The 23475-nt window shown below is 54.3% G+C and carries 30 protein-coding genes and 2 tRNA genes; 17 read left to right on the top strand and 15 right to left on the bottom strand.

The genetic code is table 11. The features are described 5' to 3' along the window. The first annotated feature begins 40 nt into the window (after positions 1-40). From VGA14_RS08395 to VGA14_RS08385, 3 genes are read left to right on the top strand one after another with little or no spacing between them, the layout of a single operon-like run. On the top strand, positions 41-700 hold the full coding sequence (locus tag VGA14_RS08395; RefSeq protein ID WP_331003305.1) for a methyltransferase domain-containing protein: 660 nt from the start codon (positions 41-43) through the stop codon (positions 698-700). After that, entirely contained in the window at positions 697-1395 is a 699-nt protein-coding gene (locus tag VGA14_RS08390) for a hypothetical protein (RefSeq protein WP_331003304.1), read from the top strand. Before VGA14_RS08395 ends, VGA14_RS08390 begins: the two co-directional genes overlap by 4 nt. After that, a complete protein-coding gene (locus tag VGA14_RS08385; RefSeq protein WP_331003303.1) occupies positions 1392-1856 on the top strand; it encodes a hypothetical protein in 465 nt (154 codons plus the stop codon). Before VGA14_RS08390 ends, VGA14_RS08385 begins: the two co-directional genes overlap by 4 nt. A 326-nt stretch (positions 1857-2182) precedes the next feature. Here VGA14_RS08385 and VGA14_RS08380 read toward each other — a convergent pair. Then, positions 2183-2256, bottom strand: a tRNA-Ala gene (locus VGA14_RS08380). A gap of 91 nt (positions 2257-2347) precedes the next feature. On the opposite strand from VGA14_RS08380, the gene VGA14_RS08375 reads away from it, so the two are divergent. Continuing rightward, complete coding sequence (locus VGA14_RS08375; protein ID WP_331003302.1) at positions 2348-2767, top strand: bis(5'-nucleosyl)-tetraphosphatase; 420 nt, start codon at positions 2348-2350, stop codon at positions 2765-2767. A gap of 120 nt (positions 2768-2887) precedes the next feature. Then, positions 2888-4420, top strand: a complete 1533-nt coding sequence (locus VGA14_RS08370) for a radical SAM protein (protein WP_331003301.1) — start codon at positions 2888-2890, stop codon at positions 4418-4420. Here the strand turns inward: VGA14_RS08370 and nadA are convergent. Continuing rightward, entirely contained in the window at positions 4417-5367 is a 951-nt protein-coding gene (nadA, locus tag VGA14_RS08365) for a quinolinate synthase NadA (RefSeq protein WP_331003300.1), read from the bottom strand. The two genes, VGA14_RS08370 and nadA, sit on opposite strands and share 4 nt — an antisense overlap. 167 nt (positions 5368-5534) lie before the next feature. Here nadA and VGA14_RS08360 point away from each other — a divergent pair, with 167 nt between their 5' ends. From VGA14_RS08360 to VGA14_RS08345, 4 genes are all read left to right on the top strand, one after another. Beyond that, positions 5535-5717: a 30S ribosomal protein S30e gene (locus VGA14_RS08360; RefSeq protein ID WP_075053754.1), complete on the top strand. Its 183-nt coding sequence runs from the start codon at positions 5535-5537 to the stop codon at positions 5715-5717. 34 nt (positions 5718-5751) lie between these two features. Next, positions 5752-6564, top strand: a complete 813-nt coding sequence (gene nadX, locus VGA14_RS08355; RefSeq protein ID WP_331003299.1) for an aspartate dehydrogenase — start codon at positions 5752-5754, stop codon at positions 6562-6564. A gap of 47 nt (positions 6565-6611) precedes the next feature. Then, positions 6612-6866 (top strand): TRAM domain-containing protein, encoded by a 255-nt coding sequence (locus VGA14_RS08350; RefSeq protein WP_331003298.1) that lies wholly within the window; start codon positions 6612-6614, stop codon positions 6864-6866. A gap of 85 nt (positions 6867-6951) precedes the next feature. After that, positions 6952-7356 (top strand): cupredoxin domain-containing protein, encoded by a 405-nt coding sequence (locus VGA14_RS08345; RefSeq protein ID WP_331003297.1) that lies wholly within the window; start codon positions 6952-6954, stop codon positions 7354-7356. Here VGA14_RS08345 and VGA14_RS08340 read toward each other — a convergent pair. Continuing rightward, positions 7353-8474, bottom strand: a complete 1122-nt coding sequence (locus tag VGA14_RS08340) for a GTP-binding protein (protein ID WP_331003296.1) — start codon at positions 8472-8474, stop codon at positions 7353-7355. The two genes, VGA14_RS08345 and VGA14_RS08340, sit on opposite strands and share 4 nt — an antisense overlap. A 510-nt stretch (positions 8475-8984) precedes the next feature. On the opposite strand from VGA14_RS08340, the gene VGA14_RS08335 reads away from it, so the two are divergent. Beyond that, positions 8985-9060, top strand: a tRNA-Glu gene (locus VGA14_RS08335). 290 nt (positions 9061-9350) lie between these two features. Here the strand turns inward: VGA14_RS08335 and VGA14_RS08330 are convergent. From VGA14_RS08330 to endA, 5 genes are all read right to left on the bottom strand, one after another. Further along, on the bottom strand, positions 9351-9734 hold the full coding sequence (locus VGA14_RS08330; RefSeq protein ID WP_331003295.1) for a hypothetical protein: 384 nt from the start codon (positions 9732-9734) through the stop codon (positions 9351-9353). 165 nt (positions 9735-9899) lie between these two features. Next, complete coding sequence (locus VGA14_RS08325) at positions 9900-10049, bottom strand: hypothetical protein (protein ID WP_331003294.1); 150 nt, start codon at positions 10047-10049, stop codon at positions 9900-9902. Positions 10050-10154: 105 nt separating this feature from the next. Further along, entirely contained in the window at positions 10155-10397 is a 243-nt protein-coding gene (locus VGA14_RS08320; protein ID WP_331003293.1) for a hypothetical protein, read from the bottom strand. Between the two features lie 106 nt (positions 10398-10503). After that, positions 10504-10674 (bottom strand): hypothetical protein, encoded by a 171-nt coding sequence (locus VGA14_RS08315; protein ID WP_331003292.1) that lies wholly within the window; start codon positions 10672-10674, stop codon positions 10504-10506. A gap of 5 nt (positions 10675-10679) precedes the next feature. Further along, on the bottom strand, positions 10680-11261 hold the full coding sequence (gene endA / locus VGA14_RS08310) for a tRNA-intron lyase (protein WP_331003291.1): 582 nt from the start codon (positions 11259-11261) through the stop codon (positions 10680-10682). 55 nt (positions 11262-11316) lie between these two features. Here endA and VGA14_RS08305 point away from each other — a divergent pair, with 55 nt between their 5' ends. After that, positions 11317-11835 (top strand): 50S ribosomal protein L16, encoded by a 519-nt coding sequence (locus VGA14_RS08305; protein ID WP_331003290.1) that lies wholly within the window; start codon positions 11317-11319, stop codon positions 11833-11835. A 2-nt stretch (positions 11836-11837) separates the two neighbouring features. On the opposite strand, the gene VGA14_RS08300 is transcribed toward VGA14_RS08305, so the two are convergent. Then, positions 11838-12452, bottom strand: coding sequence for a DUF929 family protein (locus VGA14_RS08300; RefSeq protein ID WP_331003289.1), 615 nt, complete (start codon positions 12450-12452; stop codon positions 11838-11840). Positions 12453-12536: 84 nt separating this feature from the next. On the opposite strand from VGA14_RS08300, the gene VGA14_RS08295 reads away from it, so the two are divergent. Together VGA14_RS08295 and dinB are read left to right on the top strand one after the other, a co-directional pair. Beyond that, a complete protein-coding gene (locus tag VGA14_RS08295; protein ID WP_331003288.1) occupies positions 12537-13742 on the top strand; it encodes a phosphoglycerate kinase in 1206 nt (401 codons plus the stop codon). A gap of 32 nt (positions 13743-13774) precedes the next feature. Further along, positions 13775-14872: a DNA polymerase IV gene (dinB, locus tag VGA14_RS08290; RefSeq protein WP_331003287.1), complete on the top strand. Its 1098-nt coding sequence runs from the start codon at positions 13775-13777 to the stop codon at positions 14870-14872. Here the strand turns inward: dinB and artG are convergent. Genes artG through VGA14_RS08275 form a run of 3 tightly spaced genes read right to left on the bottom strand, consistent with a single transcriptional unit; the run spans position 14859 to position 18617 of the window. Next, a complete protein-coding gene (gene artG / locus VGA14_RS08285; protein WP_331003286.1) occupies positions 14859-15884 on the bottom strand; it encodes a thaumarchaeosortase in 1026 nt (341 codons plus the stop codon). The genes dinB and artG overlap by 14 nt on opposite strands. A 36-nt stretch (positions 15885-15920) precedes the next feature. Further along, positions 15921-17624 carry an ATP-dependent DNA helicase gene (locus tag VGA14_RS08280; RefSeq protein ID WP_331003285.1) on the bottom strand — a complete coding sequence of 568 codons (1704 nt, stop codon included), beginning with the start codon at positions 17622-17624 and terminating at the stop codon, positions 15921-15923. A gap of 15 nt (positions 17625-17639) precedes the next feature. Continuing rightward, positions 17640-18617, bottom strand: coding sequence for an ABC transporter ATP-binding protein (locus VGA14_RS08275; protein ID WP_331003284.1), 978 nt, complete (start codon positions 18615-18617; stop codon positions 17640-17642). Positions 18618-18717: 100 nt separating this feature from the next. Here VGA14_RS08275 and aspS point away from each other — a divergent pair, with 100 nt between their 5' ends. Beyond that, entirely contained in the window at positions 18718-20004 is a 1287-nt protein-coding gene (gene aspS, locus VGA14_RS08270) for an aspartate--tRNA(Asn) ligase (protein ID WP_331003283.1), read from the top strand. Here the strand turns inward: aspS and VGA14_RS08265 are convergent. Together VGA14_RS08265 and VGA14_RS08260 are read right to left on the bottom strand one after the other, a co-directional pair. Next, a complete protein-coding gene (locus VGA14_RS08265; protein WP_331003282.1) occupies positions 20001-20411 on the bottom strand; it encodes a M67 family metallopeptidase in 411 nt (136 codons plus the stop codon). The genes aspS and VGA14_RS08265 overlap by 4 nt on opposite strands. Continuing rightward, complete coding sequence (locus tag VGA14_RS08260) at positions 20412-21602, bottom strand: cupredoxin domain-containing protein (RefSeq protein ID WP_331003281.1); 1191 nt, start codon at positions 21600-21602, stop codon at positions 20412-20414. A gap of 101 nt (positions 21603-21703) precedes the next feature. On the opposite strand from VGA14_RS08260, the gene VGA14_RS08255 reads away from it, so the two are divergent. Beyond that, positions 21704-21991, top strand: a complete 288-nt coding sequence (locus VGA14_RS08255) for a hypothetical protein (RefSeq protein WP_331003280.1) — start codon at positions 21704-21706, stop codon at positions 21989-21991. A 10-nt stretch (positions 21992-22001) separates the two neighbouring features. After that, positions 22002-22931, top strand: coding sequence for a heme o synthase (locus VGA14_RS08250; RefSeq protein ID WP_331003359.1), 930 nt, complete (start codon positions 22002-22004; stop codon positions 22929-22931). Here the strand turns inward: VGA14_RS08250 and VGA14_RS08245 are convergent. Continuing rightward, positions 22928-23143 carry a hypothetical protein gene (locus VGA14_RS08245; protein ID WP_331003279.1) on the bottom strand — a complete coding sequence of 72 codons (216 nt, stop codon included), beginning with the start codon at positions 23141-23143 and terminating at the stop codon, positions 22928-22930. The genes VGA14_RS08250 and VGA14_RS08245 overlap by 4 nt on opposite strands. Positions 23144-23223: 80 nt before the next feature. On the opposite strand from VGA14_RS08245, the gene VGA14_RS08240 reads away from it, so the two are divergent. Beyond that, positions 23224-23475, top strand: a 252-nt coding sequence (locus tag VGA14_RS08240) for a hypothetical protein (protein WP_331003278.1), incomplete at its 3' end; no start/stop codon positions are given.

The raw sequence follows: 23475 nt of genomic DNA, 5'->3' as shown, positions 1-23475 counted from the left end.
CACTGCGGCTCTTAATAGCAAGTTGCGCGTACGTACCGGATTGCATGCCCATGAAGGCTACGCAAGCGCAAGAAGGTTCTTTACCTCCGGCACTGCCCCAAGCTACGACTCGGTCTCGCTTTTCGCGACCCTTGGCCGGGACAGGACGTGGAAGCGCAAGATCGTCGAAATTGCAGGCAAGCGGGGCATTGTCCTTGACCTTGCATGCGGGACGGGGATACTCTCGTCGATGGTTGCAGCGAATGGCGCGTCGGTAACCGGCCTTGACATGACGTTTGAATACCTGGCGTGGGGGCACACGAACCCCATATGCCAGGGGACCGCTGAGGTGCTGCCGTTCAGAGACGGAACGTTTGACGCCGTCGTGTCGTCATATCTTGCCAAATACGTTGACTCGCGCCTTGCGGTGGGCGAATGCTGGCGCGTTCTTCAGCCCCGGGGCGTCGCCGTGTTCCACGACTTTGCCTGTCCTACGGGCGCGATGCGCGGCATCTGGAACGCCTACTTTGCGGTCCTGCAGCTTGCGGGTGTGTTTTCAAAATCTTGGAGGCCGGTCTTTGCCGAGCTTGACTACGTGATATGCAAGTCACGCTGGGTCGAGAACATTTCTGGGACGATGAGAGAGCGCGGATTCAAAAACATCAATGTCAGCTACCACACGCTCGGAACGGCCGCCATTACGTGGGGGTACAAGCAATGAGCGGCACGCGCATAAACGAGTGGTTCGTGCCCGGCTTTGGCCCGCCGAAATTCCGCGCGTTCGTGGGCCTGTTGTTCTTGCCCTACACAGGCATGTGCGTCTGCTTTGCAATTATCGGTGCAACGCTCGTCGACGACGTGCACTGGGACAGGGTCGGCGCAATAGCTCTGATATACGCCCTTGCGCTTGGCGTCGGCGCGCACGCGGCCGACACCATCGGCTCCAAGAAGGCCAAGCCATGGGGCAGCTATTTCACAAAAAGACAGATGCTTGCACTCTTGGCACTGTCGCTTGTAGCAGCATACGCGGTAGGCATTTACTACATCGTGCTTTACGTGCCTCTGCTTGCAATAGCGGCCGTCCTGGAAGGATTTTTCCTCCTCGCCTACAACTTTGAGATCTGGGGCGGCAGGTTCCACAACGACTTTTGGTTCGCGATATCATGGGGTGCGCTGCCTGTCATGGCAGGCTACTTGATACAGACAGACAGCATAAGCCTGCTTCCCTTTGCAGTCGCTGGAGCCGCGGCGCTTACCAGTTTTGCCGAAATAAGGATGTCAAGGCCGTACAAGCAGCTGAAAAAGGTCGATGGAGACTGGGCTACTACTGCAAGCCTGGAAAAGCGTCTGAAGACACTCAGCCTCTCAACGATAGCGATCTCGCTGGCTTTTATGGTGGCGAGGTTGCTGCTGTGAGTAGGGACTTTGGCTTAAACGTCCTGCAGAGGATGCAGGAGTTGGAGAGAAAGAGATGTGTATTGAGCACGGCGCAAAAGGTGCTGCTTGCCGAGACCGGCACGGTGGAGCAGGTGCTCAGTATTTTAACAGGCTCGCCGGTGCGCGTGAACGTAACAAGACAGTCTGAAAATAAAGGCGTCATCAAAAGGGAAGTGATCCTAATGTCAGAGTTCGGAGAACCGCTCATCCGCGCACTCTCCAAAGTCTACTGCAGGAACCTGCCTCCTGCCGTCGTTGAAAAGATCAGGCACAAAAATGCAGGGATTGGCACCGCCATCTTTGCCGCCCGCCTGGAGACCTTTCGCAGGATAACTAGGATGGGCGTGAACAAGGAAGGTGTCCCATACAGGGCGTACAGGATATTCTACCGGGGAAAAGTTGCGTTTGAGATAAGGGAAGAGGTCTTGCTAAAAAGGTGAAGTATAAACGTGAGTACTTCAGGCCGGCGTCTGGCTTTGCCTTAGATAGCTACGTACTAACACGTTATGTCGCATATAAGATGCTTCTATGCAGGTATAGCCAGCCAGATATGCAGGTCTTTGAACGCGTTGCATGCGGTCGCAAGTTCAAATCTCGTTTGGAGTTTGAAGGTCACGCAAGCGAGACTGGTCACAGGGCAGTGAAGGTTTATGACAGCTTGAAACGTCGAAACCCGGCCTAGCGCGTCTAGACCGCTCTTGCGGCTTCGGCACTTGACCCACCCGGTCCCGCTCTTCAGCATACGCTTGGCCAAAAAGAACCCAAGTGGACCGGGTGGGATTTGAACCCACGACCTCAGCAATGCCAATGCCGTATCCTACCGGACTAGACGACCGGCCCAACTAGGATTTTCTGCCCCCAAGTCGTTATTAATACGTTTAAAGCGTTACCGTTATTATTGAGCGCGCATTTTTGATTACCTGTACACAAAGTGGTCAACGAACAGTCGGTCGGCGCGGTGATAAAGCACAGGTCGCCGGACAGCCGCTCCGCAGAGTTTCTGCTCCTCAGGAACAGGCGTGGATTCTGGGGCTTCGCCCAAGGGCACAAGGAGCGTGGCGAAACGGAGATCCAGACGCTGGTCAGAGAGGTGCGGGAGGAGACTGGCATCAGCGACCTTGACATCCAGTCGTACATTGGCAGGATAACGTATTCATTTTTCAAGGGCGACGGCATAAGGTCCGAAAAAGAGGTGAGGTTCTACTTTGCCACTACGCCAACAAAAGAAGTGAGAATATCGGAGGAGCACGCCGACTTTACTTGGACCACGCTCAAGGACGCGTTCTCGCTACTCGACCATGCCAAGCTACGGCAAATACTTGACAGGGGACACAGAAAGGGCTTATACTAAGTGTCAGCGTGCATAACGGAGTAATAGGTTTATTTATAGCCAAGCGAAAACGAATACGGTACACACGCAATGGTAACTTCCGGTGGCAAAAGGATAGTTCTGACTGCAGACCGCTCCCTGATGACAAACTACAGGGGCAATTTCCTTTACGGATTTATCGCCTGCGGCCCGTACGAACTTGTTCCAGAATTTGTCTTTGACAAGTTGTTCTGCCCGTCGGTCAAGACCGACCCGGCAACGGGAGGAGTCGAGGTGGCGCAGTGCGGCCTACGAAGAATAGAGGGCGCGCTACTAAAGGAGTACAGGCGCGAAGACATTTTCCTTGCCCACCCTGAGATGCTCGAAAAGTCCATCGGCCCTGACACCAAAGTGGTGGGCATTAACGTGATGGACCCGCTTGGCATGGCGCCTGTCACGACTACGATGTCGCCGGAGAAGTTGTCGTACGTCGCCATGAAGTTCAAGAAGATGTGCGCTTCCATTATCCAGCTGAGAAAGAAATACAATTTCAAGGTCGTAGTAGGCGGCAACGGCTCGTGGGAGCTTGCCAAGCCGGACAGGATGAAGATTCACGGCATAGACACGGTCGTCATCGGCGAGGCCGACGAATTGGCACTGGACCTGTTCCACGACCTTGAGGCAGGCGACGCTCCTGAGCTCCTGCACACGTTTGTCAGGAACATAGACAACGTCCCCATGATGCAGGGACCGACCGTCAATTCGCTGGTAGAGGCCATGCGCGGATGCGGCCGTGGCTGTGACTTTTGCGACGTGAACAAGAGGACCAAGAAGGACTTTTCGCTTGAGCGCCTGCGAAAGGAGGCGCAATTAAACCTCGACTATGGCTTTGACTCGATCTGGCTGCAGTCCGACGAGATGCTGCTTTACGGTTGCGACAACAAGGACTTTATCCCCAACGCCGACACCATCACTGAGCTCTGGTCAGGGTTGAAATCTACGGGAGCGCGCTTTGTCGGCACGACCCACATGACGCTTTCCGCGGTAGCCTCGTCTCCGGACCTGATAAAGAAGATGTCAGATATCAACGAGATGAACGTCGCAGGAGGCAGGTGGCTTGCGACTAACCTCGGCATCGAGACCGTCGCGCCGCGCATGGTCAAGAAGCACCTGGGCGTCAAAACCAAGCCGTTCCAGCCCGACGAATGGGGAGCAGTCGTCAGGGAGGGCTGCAAGATTCTCAACCAGAACAACTGGTTCCCGGCGCTCACTCTCATTATAGGCTGGCCCGACGAGACTCCAGATGAAACGCAGTACACCATCGATTTAATCGAGGACTTTAAGCAGACAAACATGCGCGGGCTTGTCGCCCCATTGTTGTATCAGGACTTTTCCGAGAAGAACTCGATGCACTTTGGCAACCTCAACGAGGCGCAGTTCACGTTGTTCTGGAAGTGCTGGGAGCACAACCTGCGCGTAATCGACGACATCATTCCTATAATCATCAGGAACAAGTCCTACGGGCCAATGATGAAGGTGTTCATGGCCGTGCTCATAAAGGCAGGGACGTGGGCCATCATGAAGTACTTGCGCGGCCTTTCAAAGGATCTGTTTGCCGGCCAAGTGCCAGAGGACATCATTGCAAGGTACAGCAACAATAGGTCCGTTACGGCGCCGCTGCCAAAGAAACTCTAGGAAATGGCAAGCATCCTGCCTATTGCAAGCCGCGCCCTATCGGAAGTTTTTTGCGGCACACGGACTTCAAAGACATTGTTTGCAAGCGAGTTGTAGACCTTTTCCAGCGTTATCTTTTTCATGTACCTGCAGACTGCATCGTCCTTGACCGGTATGAATTCCTTGTCTGGGTTTTCCTTCTTCATCCTGTAGAGGATGCCGGTTTCAGTGGCGACGACAAACTGCTTTGCGTGAGACGTGCGGGCGTGCTTCATCATGCCTTCCGTCGATAATACATGACCAGTCTTGGTAAGGTCTCCTTTTGCCATGTGGTACATCGTAGATGAGGTGCAGCTGCATTCCGGGTGGACCAAAAAGTCGGCGTTCTTTAGAGTCGCAAGCATCTTGTTGATGTCCTCCGCCTTTATCCCTGCGTGTACGTGGCACTCGCCGGGCCAAATGTACATGTTCTTGCGCTTTGTCACTTCAGCAACATAAGCGCCAAGGAACATATCGGGCAAAAAGAGCACCTTCCTGTCCGAAGGGATGCTGTTTACCACCTTCACGGCGTTTGACGACGTGCAGCAATAGTCGGAAAGCGCCTTGACATCGGCGGTAGTGTTGACGTAACTGACAACGACGGCATCCGGGTGCTCGGCCTTCCACGCGGCGAGCTCGTCTGCATTTATGGTCGACGCAAGAGAGCATCCAGCCTCAAGGTCGGGTATGAGCACTCTTTTTTCCGGGCAGATTATGGACGCGGTCTCGGCCATAAAGTGGACGCCACAGAACACGATGGTGTCAGCCTTTGTGGTCGCGGCGTTCCTAGAGAGCGCAAGCGAGTCGCCGATAAAGTCAGCAACATCTTGCACTTCCGGCAGCTGGTAGTTGTGCGCTAAAACGACTGCGTTTTTCTCCTTTTTCAGCCGCAGGACCTGTTCCTTGAAATCCATCGCAAGCATTGTCATGGCTGTCTATATGCAACATACAATCCATATTCTCTACATTTAAAGTAGTACAATTCAGGATATGTGTGTCCGTCATTTCAAAGATCTAGGCAATACTTGCCTCATTTACCGCACGGCGCGCGCAATACAATTATAAGCAATCGCACCGGAGCTGTGCTAGAGGATAAATGCCAACTCACGGATCACTTACAAAGGCAGGCAAGGTCAGGGGCCAGACGCCCAAGATACAGGCCAAGCCACGCTCCAGCAAGATTGCAAGGATGCGCAACAAGGACAACTTTGTCAAGCGCTTTGAGAAAAAGAGGCTTCCGGGACAGAAAAAGCCAGAGCGCCGCGGTGGCAGAAGGTAAGGGTAAAATTCCCCGCCGCCCAACCTTTTAGCGCATGGCAAAGAGGGTAGGCATCATTGGCTGCGGCACCATAGGCGGCCAGCTTGCTTCCGCAGTCGACGCAGGACAGGTGAAAAACGCCATCCTCGTCTCGCTTTTTGATATCTCAAGGGGGAGCGCCCAACAGCTGAGTTCAAAGCTGCAGAGCGCGCCCACGGCGTACGACGATTTTGAGGGTTTCATGTCGCAAGAGTGCGACATTGCCGTGGAAGCGGCGTCGCCGGACGCGGCGAGAAAATTTGCAGGCCCCGTGCTTGGCGCAGGGCGCGACCTCTTGATAATGTCGGTGGGCGCGCTTGCCGACAGGGAGCTTCTTGCATCGCTCCAGGCGTTAAAGGGAAGAATCTACGTGCCGACGGGCGCAATCGCGGGAATCGACGCCATCAGGGCGGTAAGGCACCTGCTTGAAGCAGTCACGCTCACGACTACAAAGGCGCCAAAGGCGCTCACGGGCGCGCCGTTCTTTGAGACAAGCAGCATCAAGCTAGAGGAGATAAAAGAAAAAACGCTAATCTACGATGGGCCGGCGGCCGACGCGGTGAAAAAATTCCCGGCAAACGTCAACGTTGCGGCGGTCCTGAGCCTTGCCGGCATCGGCTTTGACAAGACGATGGTGAGGATAGTCGCAGACCCCGCGTCCACCACGAACCAGCACGAAATAACGGCGACTGGAAGTTTTGGAAAATTCCAGTTCACCGTCAACAACGTGCCGAGCCCCGGCAACCCCAAGACCAGCTACCTTGCAGTCCTGTCGGCGATAGAATGCCTCCGGTCAGTCTGTGACGGCGGCATGAGAATTGGTTCGTAGCGTTTTTCCATAGTTTATATTGGGAATTTACTTGGCTTTTCTTACGTATGAGTTACGGAAGAAGAGATAACTTCGGTCCCAAGCCCGTGGAAATGGGAAAGGAGTACGATGTACAAATCACGGAAATCAGCCGCAAAGGCGACGGAATCGCAAGGATACAGGGTTTTGTCATCTTTGTGAAGGACGGAAAGATAGGTCAGAATGCAAAGATCCGCGTCACACAGATGGGACCTAGGTTTGCGACTGCCGAGGTCGTAAACGGCGCAGCAACTGCTGAGGCTCCGGCATCCGACAACAACTAAACCACTGCGTTCTGACGAATGCAGTTAGGTGTCTTTTTGTTTCCAATTCTACCAAAAGCATTTAGGTGTATTTGACAAAGCAGGCGTGGTGTATGCCAGGAACAACATCATCGCAGTAGTAGCGATATCCTTTGTCACGGTGGGCTCGCTGTGGGCCTTTGGCAACCTGACACAGGAGACCGAGAAGGCAGACGTCTCGCAAGTCGATGGCATACTGCTGCTGGCCCAGAGGAGCACATTTAACGGCACAAACCCGGACATACACGTCAAGGTCAATCAGCCAGTCAAACTCGTCGTCGTAAACAAGGATGTGGTCATACATGACCTGCAGATAAACGACAAGACAGGAGGTATACTGAATTTCGAGACCGCGCCGCTAAAGGCAGAGCAGCACTTCAACTCGGCCATAGTCGCTTACAAGCCCGGCACGTACGAGTACTTCTGCCAGTATCACCCGCAGATGCGCGGCAAAATCATAGCCGAGCCCTAGAGGGCGCCGGGGTTCTTGACTATTGTCAATACATCTTCATCTGCAAGTACATGATCGAGGCCAACCTTCTGCGCGTCGAACTTGGCGCTTTTGCCCCACACCAGCGCGTACTTGATGTTGCGCGCCATGTTGCGGTGAATCTTGTTGCAGACATCCTGCACTTTGGAGTCCCTTTGCATTATCATGGGCTCTTTGTAGTCAGTCTGGCCGCCTTTGGGGCGCATGTAAATGCGGATAAAATCGAGCCTGTTGTATATAGCTTCTCTCAGCGCGTCGATGTTGACGTTTGCGTCGGCTGATATGGGTAAGAACTTGTTACCTATCTGCGACTGGATCTCATTGATGAATCCTTGGTTGACAAGATCTATCTTGTTGAGCACGATCAATGACGGCAGGTAGACGCGGTTTTCAGAAAGCACATCGATAAACTGGTCGTCAGTCAGATTCGGCTCTCGGATAATGATCCGGCCGTTGTGTATGCCGTAGACGCGCGCGATCTCTTTGACCGCCTTCTCTGACATCTTCAGTGGAACCTGAGCGTTGACCGACAGCCCGCCAGTGGAGGTTTTTTCAATGACGACGTCCGGGGGCCGCTCGTCCAGCTTTATTCCCGCTTCTGCCAGTTCCTTTTTCAATATGCCAACGTGGTTTGGTTGGAACACGTCAAGGATGAGAAGCACTAGGTCTGCACCCCTTGAAACTGAAATGACGCGCCGGCCAAAGCCCTTCCCTGACGCCGCGCCTTCAATGATCCCGGGCAGGTCGAGGACCTGTATCTTGGCCCCCCTGTAATCCAGCATGCCGGGCACTGCAGTTAGCGTGGTAAACTGGTATGAGGCTACACGGGATTTTGCGTTTGTCAAACGGTTCAGGAGCGTCGACTTGCCGACGCTTGGAAGACCGATCAAAACGACTGTGGCGTCCCCTGCCTTTCTGACGTCAAAACCGGCGTTCTCCCCGCCTGTGTGGACCGTCCTGCCGTGGATGTTCTCATCCTGCTCGCGTTTTAGCTTTGCTATCTTGGCCTTCAGGAGCCCAACGTGGAACTCGGTCGCCTTGTTTATCTGGGTCTTGTGGATCTCGTCCTGAATGGCCTTGATCTTTTCAGGGATGCCCATCGACAGATAACGGTATACAAAAAGGCGTTAAAAGTATTGTCAGAACGCTTGCCTCCACTGGTTGCAGAACTTGGAGTCTTCGGGGTTTCCGGGCCGCACTTGCTGCATTGCAAAACGCCGAGCCTTCGGGATTGTACGACTGGCATTTTTTGCACTGCATGTCTTCCGGCTGAACCAGGAGCGCGGTTCTTGCGGCCTTCTTGGCTTCCTCGCCCGGCACATACGTGATTTTCTTGGACTGCTCCACTACAGAGCGCCCCATCTGGGCCCCCTATTCCCTCAAAAGTGACACGCGCTAGCCAAGTTTTTCAAACAGTTTGCCCAGAAAGAGCTGGTAGGGCTCCTTTGGCGAGAAGTCAAAGACTTCCACAAGCACGCCTTTAGTAGGCATTCAGAACCTCTCAAAGAAGTCCGCCTTTTGCAAAGGTACCGGAAAATTTGCGCACAAGATTCTTTCCTTTTCGCCTGTAAAGTTACATTTTTATGAAGAACGGATTTCACAGGTTCCGGGCTCCGGTGGTGTAGTCCGGTTAAGCATTTCGCCCTCTCAAGGCGGAGATCCCGGGTTCAAATCCCGGCCGGAGCACTTTTCTTACTCGCGCAGTATCGGCATTTTGAGCTGGGGGAGCTGAGAAAACTCTGCAGTAGATACACGTGCGCCAGGCGCTGTCTTTGTACCTGATCGTCAGATACATAATGTCCTTGAGGAGGTCTCCTGCCTTAGTAGGAGGTAGTTCACTCACAAGCTGCTCGCTCACGCCCAATTCCAGAAGCTTGGCACAATCCCGGATGATTGCCTTAGTATCTAAATATTGCACGTTTTGGTTTAGAAATGGCTGAGTTTTCAAGCTAGCTTCAAATCTATGTCGACCGAGGCTAGATTGAATCTACGGTCCTTCCCGCCAGGCCCGATTTTATCTTGGCCCTTACAGCCTGCTCTATCTTGTCTTGGTTATAGGGCTTTACGAGCCCGATAAGCACGGTTGTCGAGCCGTCAACGGGAAAGAACATGCCATCCACCGCTTCGTGATGCACGAGGACAAAGCACATCCGCCCGAACAGCCGCTCATTGCTCTTCACTAAGTCCATCACGGTGGCGGTCTGCTCTGAAAGCCTCTCCGCATCCTCGTCCTTTAGCACCGGCACGTTCAACTTTACATGCGAGCCCCGTATCCCCTTCGAAAACACGAAGGCTGCCATTACGGCCTCGTCGACGCCGGCAAGTTCCTCGCAGAACCTGTCATAGTTGGTGTCCGGCACAAAGACAGCATTACCTGCCGGTGATTAAAAACGTTAAAGCCGCAAGGCTCGGCAGTCCGGCAAATTCTCTTCATTTTTTCCGCCTACGCAGGCAGATAATAGGGGGACTGTACACTTCGTCATCACCCTGCAGCCTGTGCTTGTATGGCAGGAAGGGATAAAAAATCATTCGACGACGTGCACGCTGTGGAAGCTCTGCTTGCACTTGGGACAGTGCGCGTGAACGCCCATGCACTCGATGCAAAAGTCCGCAGCCGCGAGGAACTCTGATTCATCACCACGGTAAAAGCAGTGCTCGCAAAAACGCTTTGCCAACCTTAACTCGGAGGTGGCTCTCATGCATTTAACCTTTTGGAAGTTTCACTATTAAACCTTCTTCTTGGACTTTTTGTTCTGTTTTAAGAGCGCGAGCACCTTGTCTCATATTTTAACCGTGTTTGCCTTCGAACTTGTTGAGAGGCACAGGATGCCGGCGCCCAGCGGGAACGTCATCAGGTTCACTTTGCCGTGGTCGGTTATGCTATAGCGGAACTCGCCCAGCATGCCAGAGAACTGCCGGAGCGTCAGGACGTTGGAGAGCGACTGAAGGTACATCTGCTGCTCCGCGGTGCCGTTTGAGCGGCTGCGTGCCCTGCTGGAAGCCGCCTTCGACGACTTCGCCACGCGCGTCTACGATGCCGGCGAAGCGGATGTTCTTGTCAAGTTCGATGCCCCTCTCGCAGAGTGTGCCTTGCATGAAGTCGTAAGCACTTTTGGGGCTATAAATCGTTTACACGGAAAGCCGGGTCTCGACGACGTGACCTTCCTTTATGTGCAACGAGTAGTGTATCCTGACAAGCTCTGTGATGTCCGCGTCGTTGAAATACTTTATCGAGTAGCGCGCAAGCACTATCTTGCAGTTGGCGCAATAAACTTCTTTGAACCGCGTATCTTCTGGCACATCTATCACTTGCCCAAGATTGACGTGTCGTGCTTGTTCTGCGCAAAGCGCATCCTGGATGCCTTGTAGTATATCACCTCGCCCCTGCGCTCGATGACCGCGACGACCGCGTCCTTGCCCATCTTTTCTATCTGCTCGACTGCGCGTGCAAAGCTCTTGGCAGTCATTTTCGCTCCCTCGCTCACCCCGAACACGACGTACCTCGCCGGCTTTTTCTCGTACTCGCCTCTTTCGTAGACCCGAAAGTCGTCGCCAAATCCGAAGCCCTCCTTTGCGACGTAGCCGCGGCTTTTGAGGTCACGGTAGACGAGGAACCGCGTCATGATGTTCCTGTCGTGCTTTAGCAAGAGCTCAAAAAGCGAGTCAAACCTCATCTCTTTTCCCTTCACCGTAAGGCGCTTTGCTTGCATCAGGTACAGTGCCTCGTATGGTTTTAGCACGTACTCGCTTCCCTCTTTATCTCCGTAGCCCCATGAGCGTAGCTCGTCTTGCACGCGCGTGTCATCGACCAGTATTCTGCCGCCGGAAATTCGCGATTCTACTGCCTGCACCTCAACTTGCTTTTCAGCAGCAGGCGGGACTGACATAACGATTAAATCACAGCAGAATTCCACATTTAAGCATTCAATCTAGTGTATCAATATGAAGGGAGTTAATTATCGCGAGACGCGTGGCATGCCGTATGTGAGGAAGGAATACATCGCCGGCAAGCCCCAGTTAAAGATAGCAAGATTCTCGTCCGGCCAGGCAGCCGACAATTACGACTACAAGCTGGAGCTCATTGTCACCGAAAAACTGCAGATAAGGCACAACGCGCTGGAGGCTGCAAGGCTTGCGGCAAACAAAAGGATGTCAACCGCAGGCGAGATGAGCTTTTTCTCGATGCTTCGGGTCTACCCACACGTGATCCTCAGGGAGAACAAGATGATTGCGACCGCAGGAGCCGACCGTCTCCAGGAAGGCATGCGCAGGGCCTTTGGCAAGGCGACAGGCCTCGCAGCCAGGGTAAGGCCGGGTCAGCCGATCTTTGAGGCGCACGTCACTGCGACAAACCTCAACCTCGCGAAGGAAGGATTCAAGGTCGCGGCAAGCAAGCTTGGGTGCCCGACGATTACCAAGGTGACCACCCTCAGACCGCAAGTTGCAAAGGTAGAGGACTAGCCCTACAGTTTTCCAACCAGTGCTTTGACTGATTCGGAGCCGCAGGCGTCGCCTTTTCCTGCGATGCTCTTGCAGACAAGCGCGGTGATGTTGTCGATTTCTGCCCGGATTGCCTTGCCTATCGCAGAATCGAGCTTGTCAAGTTCCGCCCTGACCTGCTCATGCGACATGTTCAGTATCAGCTCGGGCGAAAAGCCTGCGCCCACCTGCATGTACTGCCCGTCAACTAAGAGGAAAGGTATCATCTGGTCAGGGTTGTACATGTCAAGGATTTCATAGTCTGAATCGTCAAGCTCCTGCAGGGGCTCAAAGTTTCGGTCTGCAGTCTCCTTTCCGGCAAACTCTACATGCGCACTAGAATAATTCGCACGCGCAAGGCTGAAGGTGGGAACGTTCAGGTATTTCTCGTCGCGGCCGGCGCTCTTGTCCTCGACAAGACCCTCCCACGTGCCAAAGCGCGCCAATGCCTTCACAATGGCCCAACGCTCTGCAGCGCAGAACGGACAAAATCCAGCGCCCATGAAATAGACAAGTGATTTCCTGCCTGCCCTATTTAGCGGCTGGTCTGTAACGTGCATGAACTTGCCAAGAACCCTTCGTGGTACGAAACTACTCACGCCCAGCTCTCGCCCCCACTATTCTATTAAGTGTTTAGAGGAATTTCACAAGATAAATTAATCCCTGTAATTTTACAGGTGCTGTTGGCCCCAAGAACGATTATGGACGTCGACGACAAGAGTCTTGAAGGCAAACGCGTCCTTGTCAGGGTCGACTTTAACGTGAGCGTGAGCAACGGCTCGGTGGGCGAGGACTACCGCATACGCATGGCAATCCCGACAATCGAGTACCTGAGCAGGAGGGGCGCAAAAGTGATTCTTGCCTCGCACCTAGGTAGGCCCGACGGTCGCGACCCCGACTACACATTGGCGCCGGTGGCGCGCAGGCTGCAGGACATAGCCGGAGGGGCAGGCATAAGGGTGAGGTTTGCAAGCGACTGTGTCGGGCCGGCGGTAGAATCAGAAATATCCCAGATGGGCAGGGGCGACATACTGCTTCTTGAAAACCTGCGCTTTTACAAGGAAGAGGAGGCAAACGACGGAGAGTTCTGCAAGAAGCTCGCAAGGCAGGCCGACATCTACGTCAACGACGCGTTCAGCACGTCGCACAGAAAGCACGCGTCCACTTTTGGCGCGGCGAGGCTGTTTGACATGAGGCTTGCTGGCTTTAACCTCAACAAGGAAGTCGAATACCTCTCGATGATGAGGGAGAAACCTCCCAAGCCGTTCAAGGTGATCGTGGGCGGCGTCAAGATAAAGGACAAGATAGGCGCGCTCGAAAACCTGCTGCCAAAGGCGGACAAGGTTATAGTCGGTGGAGCCGTAGCGTACACTTTCCTGATGGCAAAAGGGGTCAAGACGGGCAAGTCGCTCATCGATCACGAGCGCCTGCCCTGGGCAGAAAAGGCGCTTGCCAAATACGCCGACAAGATAATGCTTCCCACAGATCATGTGACGGCCCAGTCGCCGGCGGACACCTCAATTATGATGGTAAAAGGCGACATACCAGACGGCATGGCGGGCTTTGACATCGGAAGCGAGACCATAGAGCACTTTTCCGAGGAGGTGAGCAGGAGCAACGGAGCTGGCATGATATTCTGGAATGGCCCAATGGGAATGTTCGAATTGCGTGCGTTTGCAAACGGCACCATCAACATTGCGAAAAGCCTAGCACTTGCATATTGGCGGGGCGCCAAGACGCTTGTCGGAGGGGGCGACACGCTTGCGGCCTTGAAAAAGTCCGGCGTAGCAGAAAACGAGGTGAGCCATGTTTCTACCGGTGGCGGGGCAAGCCTGCGCTACCTCGCTGGCGACGAGATGCCCGGCTTGTCCGTGCTTGACATCAAGTAATCGAATTATACCAGAGAGGGCAACAAGCAGCGTTGGCAAGGACCGTCTTGCATGTCGACTTTGACTACTTTTTTGCCCAGTGCGAAGAGCTGAGAACCCCAGAGATAAAAAACCGACCTGTAGTCGTATGCGTTTTCTCTGGCAGGACCGAAGACTCAGGCGTCGTGAGCACGGCGAACTACGTCGCAAGGAAATACGGCGTAAAATCGGGCATCCCAATAAGGCTGGCCAAGTCAAGGCTCGCCGACGCAAAAGACGCGCTGTTTTTGCCGCTTGATACAGAATATTACAAGCAAGTGTCCGAAAAAGGAATGTCAGTAATCAGAAATAATGTCGACCTCTTTGAGCACGTCGGGATAGACGAGTGCTTTGCGGACGTGTCGGTAAGGACCGGGGGCGACTTTGCGGCAGCAGAAAGCCTTGCGCACAGGATAAAGGACGAGGTGAGGACACACACACAGATTTCGTGCTCTGTCGGCGTCGCGCCAAACAAGATGCTTGCCAAGGTTGCATCTGATTTCAGAAAACCCAACGGCCTCACGGCAGTTAGGCCTGAAGATGCGGAAAAGTTTGTCGCCGCGCTTGACGTCGACAAGATACCTGGCATTGGGCCCAAGACCCGCGACCGGCTTGCAAAGCTAGGCTTAAAGACCGCCGGCGATCTTGCAGCGTTCGATCTTTACAGGCTTGTAGACGAATTTGGCAAAAAGATTGCTACCTACATGCACAACGCGGCAAAGGGCGTCGACGACGAGCCGGTGGAAGGGTCGGAAGGCGAGCACAAGCAGATAATGCGTATAGTGACTCTCAAGCAGGACGCGACGGTGGCCTCTGAAATGTACGGCGACCTAGAGGAGATATGCAGGTCAGTTCACGAAAGCACAGGTAAGAAGAGCCTTGCGTTCAAGAGCGTCGGCATCATTCTCATCCTAAATAATTTGGAAACCATAACAAGATCGAGGACGCTCAAGGCCCACGCTGGAGGCCTTGATGTCCTGCACTCGACTGCAAGGGCAATTCTTGACGAGGCGGTGACCGGCGGCATGAAAATCAGGAGGCTTGGAATCAGGGTGTCAGATTTTCAAGACAGTGGGGGGCAGAACACGCTTTTTGACTTTATGCAGCGCTAGCACTGGCCCGTTTCATCCGCTGCATCCTCTTACTCTCGGCGTACATAACTATTCCAAGGTAGATGGCAAGCCAAGGCAAGAACATTATCTCGCCTGCAACCGAATGGAAGGCCTCCCACTCGCTCACTTTGGTGGTGACGACCAGCGCGTAGAGCGAAAGAGCGATTATGCGCACGACGTTGATGGCCACGGTGCCAAAGGTGCCTATGGCAAAGTAGATCAGCTTTCTTTTCAACGGGATTTCCATCTTTAGCAGGAACGCCAGCATGACCAGCGTGTAGATTATCATGCTGTGGACGCCGGCAGAGGGCCAGAACACCTGCAGCGCAAAGGGTCCCTTAAGGCCGTTCAATACAAGCAGGTTGCCCCGCGCCGATGCAGGTGGCACAGGGTTGTCGGGATTCAACGGCCCGACGTTGGTAATTGTGCTGTCGATAAAGTTGATTACTGCTTGGTCTATTTGCAGGTATATCGGGACTATGAACTGGAGCGGTCCCAGAGTGTCGTACGGGAAAAAGGCGTCAAGGGAAAGTATCACGGCACTTCCGACTAGGTAAATGGCGCCGGCAGGTGCAATCTTGTACCAGCGCCGGCCAAAGAGGACTGTGAGTGACGAGCCGACAAACAGTGCCATGACGATAAAGTCCCACATCCACACCCAGGAAAGTGCAAGCTCCACGTTGTATGCCGGCGCAGCGTCTTCGATGGACTGGCGCAGGCCAAAGGGCAGTGCCACGAAATAGACTATAGTCGCAACCGCGAGTCCGAGCACGACTGCAAACTTGGCCTTGCTGACAGGCCGATTGACGCCGATGAGCTCTGCTGCGATGAACGCCATCGCAAAGATAAAGCCGCCCCTGCCCTCGTTCCATGAAAGGCTGAATGTGTCCGGATAGGCCACCATCGTGAATATTATCGGGGTGATGAGGGCAAGTGTGACTGCTATGCTCGGGTGCACCCCGAATATGGCAGGTGGGCTTGCACCATTGGGGACTGTCGTGTCGCCGGACAAATCGCTATTTTTCGCCCTTTTGAACATAAAAACGTTCTAGGCTCTAATTGCTTCTGAAAACCACTTGGGAACCATGTCTTGGGCGCTTCTCAGGAGGTAGTCGATGCTCGAATCAAGTACGTATGTGGTGGCAAAGTCGTCGGCGCTCCGCACGCTTCTGCCGTACGACTGGGCGAGGCGCAGGACTGTATACCATGTGTACCAGCGTGGGTCGCGTGCTTTCATCGCTGCAACCTTGCGGTCTGTCAAGTCCGGATACGGCACCTTGACTATGACTTGAAAGCGCGAAAGGTCGTCCTTCAGGTCGACTCCAAGGTGGAGCGAGGGCGATATGAGCACCGTGGGTTTCTTGCTTGCTGCGTGCTTCGCTATCACTTCTTCCCTGTCAAGCGACGAGCCGGTCTCTATCAGCCGCGCGGCGTTTTCCCTGCTCAGGTTGTCGCGGATAAACTGCAGCTGCACATACGATGTTGTATGTATGATCCCCTTTTCGCTCTTGTGTGTCGACATGATGTTGTCGACTGCCTTTGATATCTTGGGCAGGCTTTCCTGCATGGTCTTGGCGGAAAGCCACGCCACGTTCATCAGCCTTATCGGCCTGTTTTTGACCGGAAAGTCAGAGTCGCGCACCTGAATGAACTTGGCGGCGTCAGGCTTTATCCCGGCCACCTTGCATAAGTGGTCCTTGCTTAGGATAGTAGCGCTCATGAAAAACGCAATCACCCCCTTGTCAAGTATCTCGCCAAAGTAGCCCGCGGTCTCAAGCGGCGTGAGCGTTGCCCGTGAAATCTTGTTTTCCCCGTCGCACTGGGTGCTTGAAACTATCCAATTCTTTTTGTTTCCCCGCATGTCGTACAGGACTGCCGAGAGGTTCTTTTCACGGGATATCGCGTCGATAAGGTTGCGCTCCGTATACGGCTCTGCGACCCTTCCGCGCTCTATTGCGTCCGTTGCCTGCTCGATGAACATGAGCAGCTTGTCCTGCAGGTTTGAAAGAAAGTCCATCCAGGTGTCCACATCCTCGACGGCCCTTTCAGGCATCTGCACTCTTTGAAGGAAGCGCAGCGCGTTTCTGTTGACCGTGAACGAGCGGAAATCGCCCACCTCGGATTCTAGCTGGTGCGCCTCGTCAAGCACCAAGAGCTTGCGCTTTTGCGTCGTGCCGGTGTAAAAGATGTCGGAGAGGAAGTAGCGGTAGTTGTAGACCGTGTGGCTTGCCTTTGCGCCCATCCACTTTTGGTGGAAGTAGTGGCACGGCCTCCACGAAAGCTCTCCCAGCTTGGACTGTTTTTTCAGGTTGTCAACGTATCCTTTTTCCGCAAGAGGGTTTATCCTGACAAGCTCTTGGACCGTCCCCTGCCTGACAACGTCGTAGTCCATAAGCCGCGTCTTGAAGGCGCAGTCATAGTCCTCGTCCTGGACGCAGGGCCCGTAGTCGCAGCTTTCGTCAAGCCCCATGTCCTCTTTGACGACGCAGGGAAAGTTGCTCCTACCTTTCACTTCAAACACGAAGGGAAAATCGCGCCGGTACTGAGCCTGCAGGTCCTTGGTCGCGGTGCAGATATGAGAGCTGCCAAGGTAGCGCGCAAACGCTATCGCAACCGGCGTCTTGCCAAAGCCGGTGGGCGCTTCAATGAAGATGTTCTTGTAGCCGGATTTTGTCGCCGACTCGATCTCCAAGAGCACGGCGCGCTGCTTGTCGCGCATCTGCTCGAATGGAAAGTAATTGAGTATTGACAACGGGCAGCGTGGTTGTCAGCTTGCCGTCTTTTTTAAGGTTGGGTCGTACAGGAAGCACCTGACGTAGCCTGTCTTTGTCGGAAACTCTGGCGGGTCACTCTTGCACACTTCCATCGCATGTGGACACCGGGCGTAAAACCTGCACCCTTTGGGCGGGTCAAGAAGCGACGGCGGGCTGCCGGGGATAAATGGGATGCTCTTTTCAGGTGAACGCAACCGCGGGACTGCAGCTATGAGCGCCTGCGTGTACGGGTGCTTGGGGGCGTTGTAGACCTCTTCGGCTGATCCGATTTCCACAAGCTGGCCGGCGTACATTATCGCTATCTTTTGGGCAATCTGCGAGACGAGCGCAAGGTCGTGCGTTATGAGGATGACTGTCAGGTTCTTTTCCTCGTGCAGCTTTTTGAGGAGTGCGATTATCTGTGCTTGCACCAGCACGTCAAGCGCAGTGGTCGGCTCGTCGGCGATGAGAAGCTCCGGCTCGAGCAAGAGCGCCATCGCAATCACCACGCGCTGCTTCATGCCGCCGGAAAGCTCGTGCGGGTACCTTGCACCCACCGACTGGTCGAGTTCCACCTGGCTCATTGACTCGGCCACTTTGTTATCAAAGTCGCCCTGGTAGCCGTGCTCTTTGAGCACCTCTTTGAGCTGGCTTGAAACTGTGTATACGGGGTCAAGCGCGTTCATGGCGCCCTGGAAGACCATCGCTATCTTTTTCCAGCGCACTCTGCTTCCGAATTCCTTGTCAGCAAGCTTAATCACGTCCTCGCCCAATAGCATGACGCTCCCGCCCACTATTTTGCCCGGCGCTTGCATCGAGCGCATCAGCGCCGAGCCGAGTGTGCTCTTGCCGCACGCAGACTCGCCGACTATGCCAAGCGACTCGTTCTTTTTGAGCACAAAGTTGACGCCGTCGACCGCCCTCACCGGCCCCCTTTCTGTGATGTAATAGGCCACAAGCGAGGACACGGCTAACTTGTCATCTTGAGGCATCAAGGGCAAAGACGCGCCGTATGTATAATATCTTGCGCTCGGCCGTAGAAAAGGTTCAAAAGATGGCAAGGGCGGTCAAAGATAGCGAGAACCGTTAGAGATGGCAGACATACACAGAACCCACTATGCGCGCGAACTTGGCGAGCACTTGGCAGGCAAGGAGGTCAGGATAGCAGGTTGGATTGAGGATGTGCGCGACATAGGCAAGCTTGCGTTTGTCATCGTGCGCGACGCAACTGGCGCGTGCCAGATTATAGTTACGGGCGACAACGTCCAGAAGGCGGTGCAAGCACAGAGGCAGAGCGCCGTCGTAATGGCCGGCATGGTGCAAAAGAGCAAGGCAAAGGACTTTTCCGTAGAAGTCAAAGTCACCGAATTCACGATACTGACGAGCGCGGTGCACCCCCTGCCCATCGACCCGACCGGCCGGGTCGAGTCCGGGTTTGACAAGCGCCTTGACGCCAGGGCGCTTGACCTGCGCAACCCAAAAGTCGCTGCCATATTCCGGTTGCGCTCTGCAGGGCTCAAAGCGGTGCGGGAGATCCTGTTCAATGAAGGCTTCATCGAGGTAAACACGCCCAAGATAATAGGCAGTGCAAGCGAGGGGGGCGCAAACCTGTTCAGGTTTGAGTATTTCAAGCACAAGGCGTACCTTGCGCAGAGCCCCCAGCTCTACAAGGAGCAATTGACGCTTGGGCTTGACAGGGTGTTTGAGATAGGCCCGTATTTCAGGGCGGAAAACTCGCATACCGTCAGGCACCTGTCCGAGTTTACGAGTATAGACGTCGAAGCGGCTTTTCTTGACTACGAAGACGTCATGGACCTCGTGGAAAAGGTGGTTGGAAGCGTCGTTAAGGAATTCAACAATAACTGCAAGAAGGACATGGAGCTTGCCGGCGTAAAGGAGACCCGGTTGCCAAAGATAGAAAGGCTTACGTACGAACAGTGCCTTGACGAGCTTGCCAAGCATGAAGAGAAGCTGCAATTTGGCGACGACCTGTCTGACGCGGCGCTCCGCAATCTGGGCGATATCCATAGTGGCTTTTACTTTATCACCGACTGGCCGCTCAAGCTAAAGCCGTTCTATATACACGAAAAGGACGATGACCCGCGGCTTTCAAAGTCGTTTGACCTGCAGCACGGCTACCTGGAGCTCGTGTCGGGCGGGCGAAGGCTTCACGACCCGGCAAAGCTGCGTGCGAGGCTTGCAGAGCAGGGACTCAACCCTGACGGGTTCGCAGATCACCTCAAGGCGTTTGAATGGGGCATGCCGCCGCACTCGGGGTGGGGCCTTGGCTTTGATAGGCTGATGATGGTGCTCACGGGCGCGCAGAACGTCAGGGAAGTGGTCCTATATCCCAGGGACACCGACAGGCTGACGCCCTAGCGCACCACGATTTCAACTTGACGCATGCTGTCTGCAAGGATCCAGGCGGCAAACTGGTTCTCGGTGGTAGAGTAGATGACCCACACTACGGGGTTTATCTCCATGAACCTTGCGTCTGTTGACGAAGGCTCTGGTCTTGCAGGGTGCGAGTGGAATATCCCGGTAACCTGCAGCTGTCTTTCTTCTGCGGTCTTGTACGCCTTTAAGAGCTCGTCGGCAGGCACCGCGAACGAGACGCGGTCGGCCTCGGCGTTTTCCACCACCATGACTTCTGATACCGTGACCTGCTCGGTTCCCCGGCCGAGCAAAAAGGCGCACGACTCGTTTGGCAGCCACTTTTTGGCATGTTTTTCAAGCTCTGCAAGCTGGCTCTGCGTAAGGATGACGCTTGAAGGTGTGCCCTGCATTTATTCGACGATTACCTTGCCGGTCATGTACAAGTGGAGTGAGCAATAATAATCATATTCGCCGGGGGACTCGAACAGGAACTGGAAGGTGGTGTCCTTTTTCATGAACGATGAGTCAAATCTGCCGTCAGGCTTTGGAGTGTTGCCCTCGACCACGCCCGAGGTAACGGTGTGAAATGTGGCGTCGTTGTTGGTCCAAGTCACCATGCTCCCTACGGTAGTCACGACAACGTCGGGGACGAAGAATTCACCGTTTGTCGGCGCAGAAGATCCAACTGCTATCGAGACAGCAGTCACGGTCGCAGGCGTCGCTGCTCCGCCAGGTGCTTGGTCTGTTGCATTAGAAGGAGTGTTTGTTTCAGAGGCAGGTGCGCTGGACTCCTCGCCCGTCGACTCGCCTGCTTCAGCCACCTGGAGCATCGCGGTCATGAAGGGGTGCAGATAGCAGTAATATTCGTAATCACCAAGGGCAATGTCCGAAGTGTCAAGCAACCACGCCTTGCCAGCGGCTATTACGCCCGAATCAAAGGTGGCACCGTCATCCGCCTTGCTTGTCACCGTGTGCGGCACGTTGTCCTCGTTTGTCCACTCGACGCCTTCACCCTGCGCAGCTACCACGGGATCGGGATCGTAGTCAGGGTTGTCCTGCGACGAGGCGCCTGCAAGGATAGTGACTTTTACAATGTTTGCCGGAGGCTGTGGAGTCTCGACGGGAGTAGGTTCTTCCTCTTCGGCCGGAGGCTTGGGGGCCACCAGTCCGAACGCATAGAACGTCGTTCCGGCGACAATAGAGCCGCCTATGAATATGATTGCCATCGCCTTGAGGTACTCGGGCTTTCTGTAGGAAATGAAGGCGAGCATCGCGCCCGGGATGCCGATTATGGCCATGAGGCCGATGTAGGCAAAGATGCTCGGGACCTGGGCGCTCACCGTAACAGCGGCAGCGACGCCAAAGGTCACCAAAAAGCCAAGCGTGATGAAGGTGCCCGACTTGGCCCTGCCCGACGACGGAAAGCCGTCTTTGAAGAGGCCGGAAGCCAGAAATATCATGCCGATGAACATGGTCAGAAGCGAGACCGCATGCATGCCGTCAATGAAGGTCTTGGCAATGCCCGAAAGCGAAACGCCGACGCCGACTATTCCGATGGTCGTGAGTCCGATGCCGGGGGTCAGCAGATCCCAGTCAGTCATGCTCCGGTTATTGGGGCAATTTTGGCATAATTAATCTTTTCTAGACCTCTAAAATAATTGACAACCCTTCTTAATGTTGAAATTCAGGAACCACAACCACCTTGTCAATTGCAGACATGTTTGACGTCGATGACGGCGACACAGTATGGGACGCCTGGCTTGTCGCAGTCAACCTGCTTGACATGATAGAGCGCACCCACAGAGTGGAATACGACTTTGAAAATGCAAGGGATAGGATCGCTGGCGTGTGCGCTATGGCCGAGCGCCACGGCATAGACAGGAAGAAATGCGGCTGCGGGCTTTCAGATGCAGAGCATACCATCCTGAAACGCAAGATACTGAAATTTTACAGGCTGCAGGTGTCAAACCTGAAGCATTTCGTTTATTGACTCCGAATAAATTAAATGCAAGCAAGAGCAGAACACCCACGAGGCACCATCTGTGACCGCACGTGACTTTATCGAAGTTTCAAAGCCAAGGATAGTTGTAGTACTCGTAATCACTGCGGTCGCGTCCTACCTTGCCGCCACGCGCTTTGACGCGACGCCTGACATTGCCTGGGACATCAACTGGTGGCACCTGGGCTTTCTGACGCTATCAGGGGCGCTAGCCTCGATGGGCGCAAGCGCGCTCAATCACTATTACGACAGGGACATTGACAAGGTGATGGAGAGGACCGCCAAGAGGCCCATACCCGCCGGCAGGCTCTCTGCAAAGAGCGTCCTTGCCTACGGTATTGCCGTGAGCGCAATCTCGATCGCAATTGCGTGGTTTACGCTCAACCCTGTTGCAACGGGCATGATAGCGCTGGGCATATTCTTTTATGTGATAATCTACACGGCGTGGCTGAAACGCAGCAACGCGTCAAACATCGTCATAGGCGGGTTTGCAGGCTCGGCCGCATCGATGGCGGGCTGGGCCACTGCGACCGGCTCGATGGACCTGCTGGGCTTTTTGGTCGGCTTGCTGGTGTTCATGTGGACGCCGCCACATTTCTGGTGCTTGGCCATTCGCGCACGCGAAGAGTATGCAAGCGTCCGGGTGCCCATGCTCCCGGTAATGATAGGCAACCAGAGGACTGCAAGCTACATCCTTGTCAATACTGCGATACTTTTGCCCTATTCCGTTGCTCTGTACTTTTTCGGCCTGGGCCTTCTTTACACAGTAGTCGCAGCGGTGTCAGGCTCGCTCATGCTCGCTTACCACTACAAGTTGACCAAGAACCCGACTCCCGAGTTCGCGTGGAAGGCCTACAAAGTCACGGCGCCGTACCTCGTCGTCATTTTTGTCGCGCTTGCGCTTGACGCACTCTACTATTTCAGGTTCTAGGACTGGGCAACGAGTTCCACCCTGCGCTTTTCCTTGGTGACCCACGACACCCTGATGAGCCCGTAGATCTCCAGGTCGAGCAGGACCTTGTTGAACTCGGCATCTGCAAGCGTCACGCCGTCTTTTGACAGCGCGCTCATCAGGTCTGCGTCTGTCATGGTGCCTGCCTGGCGTACCTTTTCGTAGACTAGGTTTCTGAGAGGATACTTCATAGTGTCACCCGTAAAAGGACTTTATTACAGCATATACTAACCCGTAGACACATATACTAGGACGCTCATTTACTCGTGAGTTGCAAAATACGTTCGTTGGGCACCAATTAGCTGAATTTGGTAAGGACGGCATCTCATACATCGAAGCCTCAAAGCTCCTTAAAAAGTATGTAGAAAACACCGCGACCGCGTCCGAGATCTCGGCCCAGACATACAAGAGCAAGATTGCGCGCTTTCTATATTTCATTTTCAAGACTTACGAGAAGCCTTTTGACACATACGTCGAGCAGCTAAAGAAGAATCCCGATAGCGCGTACGACCTCCTAGCCGAT

Origin of the sequence: Nitrososphaera sp. (genome assembly GCF_036397675.1) — an archaeon.
In the GTDB taxonomy this organism is placed as follows: Archaea; Thermoproteota; Nitrososphaeria; order Nitrososphaerales; family Nitrososphaeraceae; genus Nitrososphaera.
The sequence above is the reverse complement of the archived record's forward strand: the minus strand, read 5'-3'. Positions and strand labels throughout refer to the sequence as shown.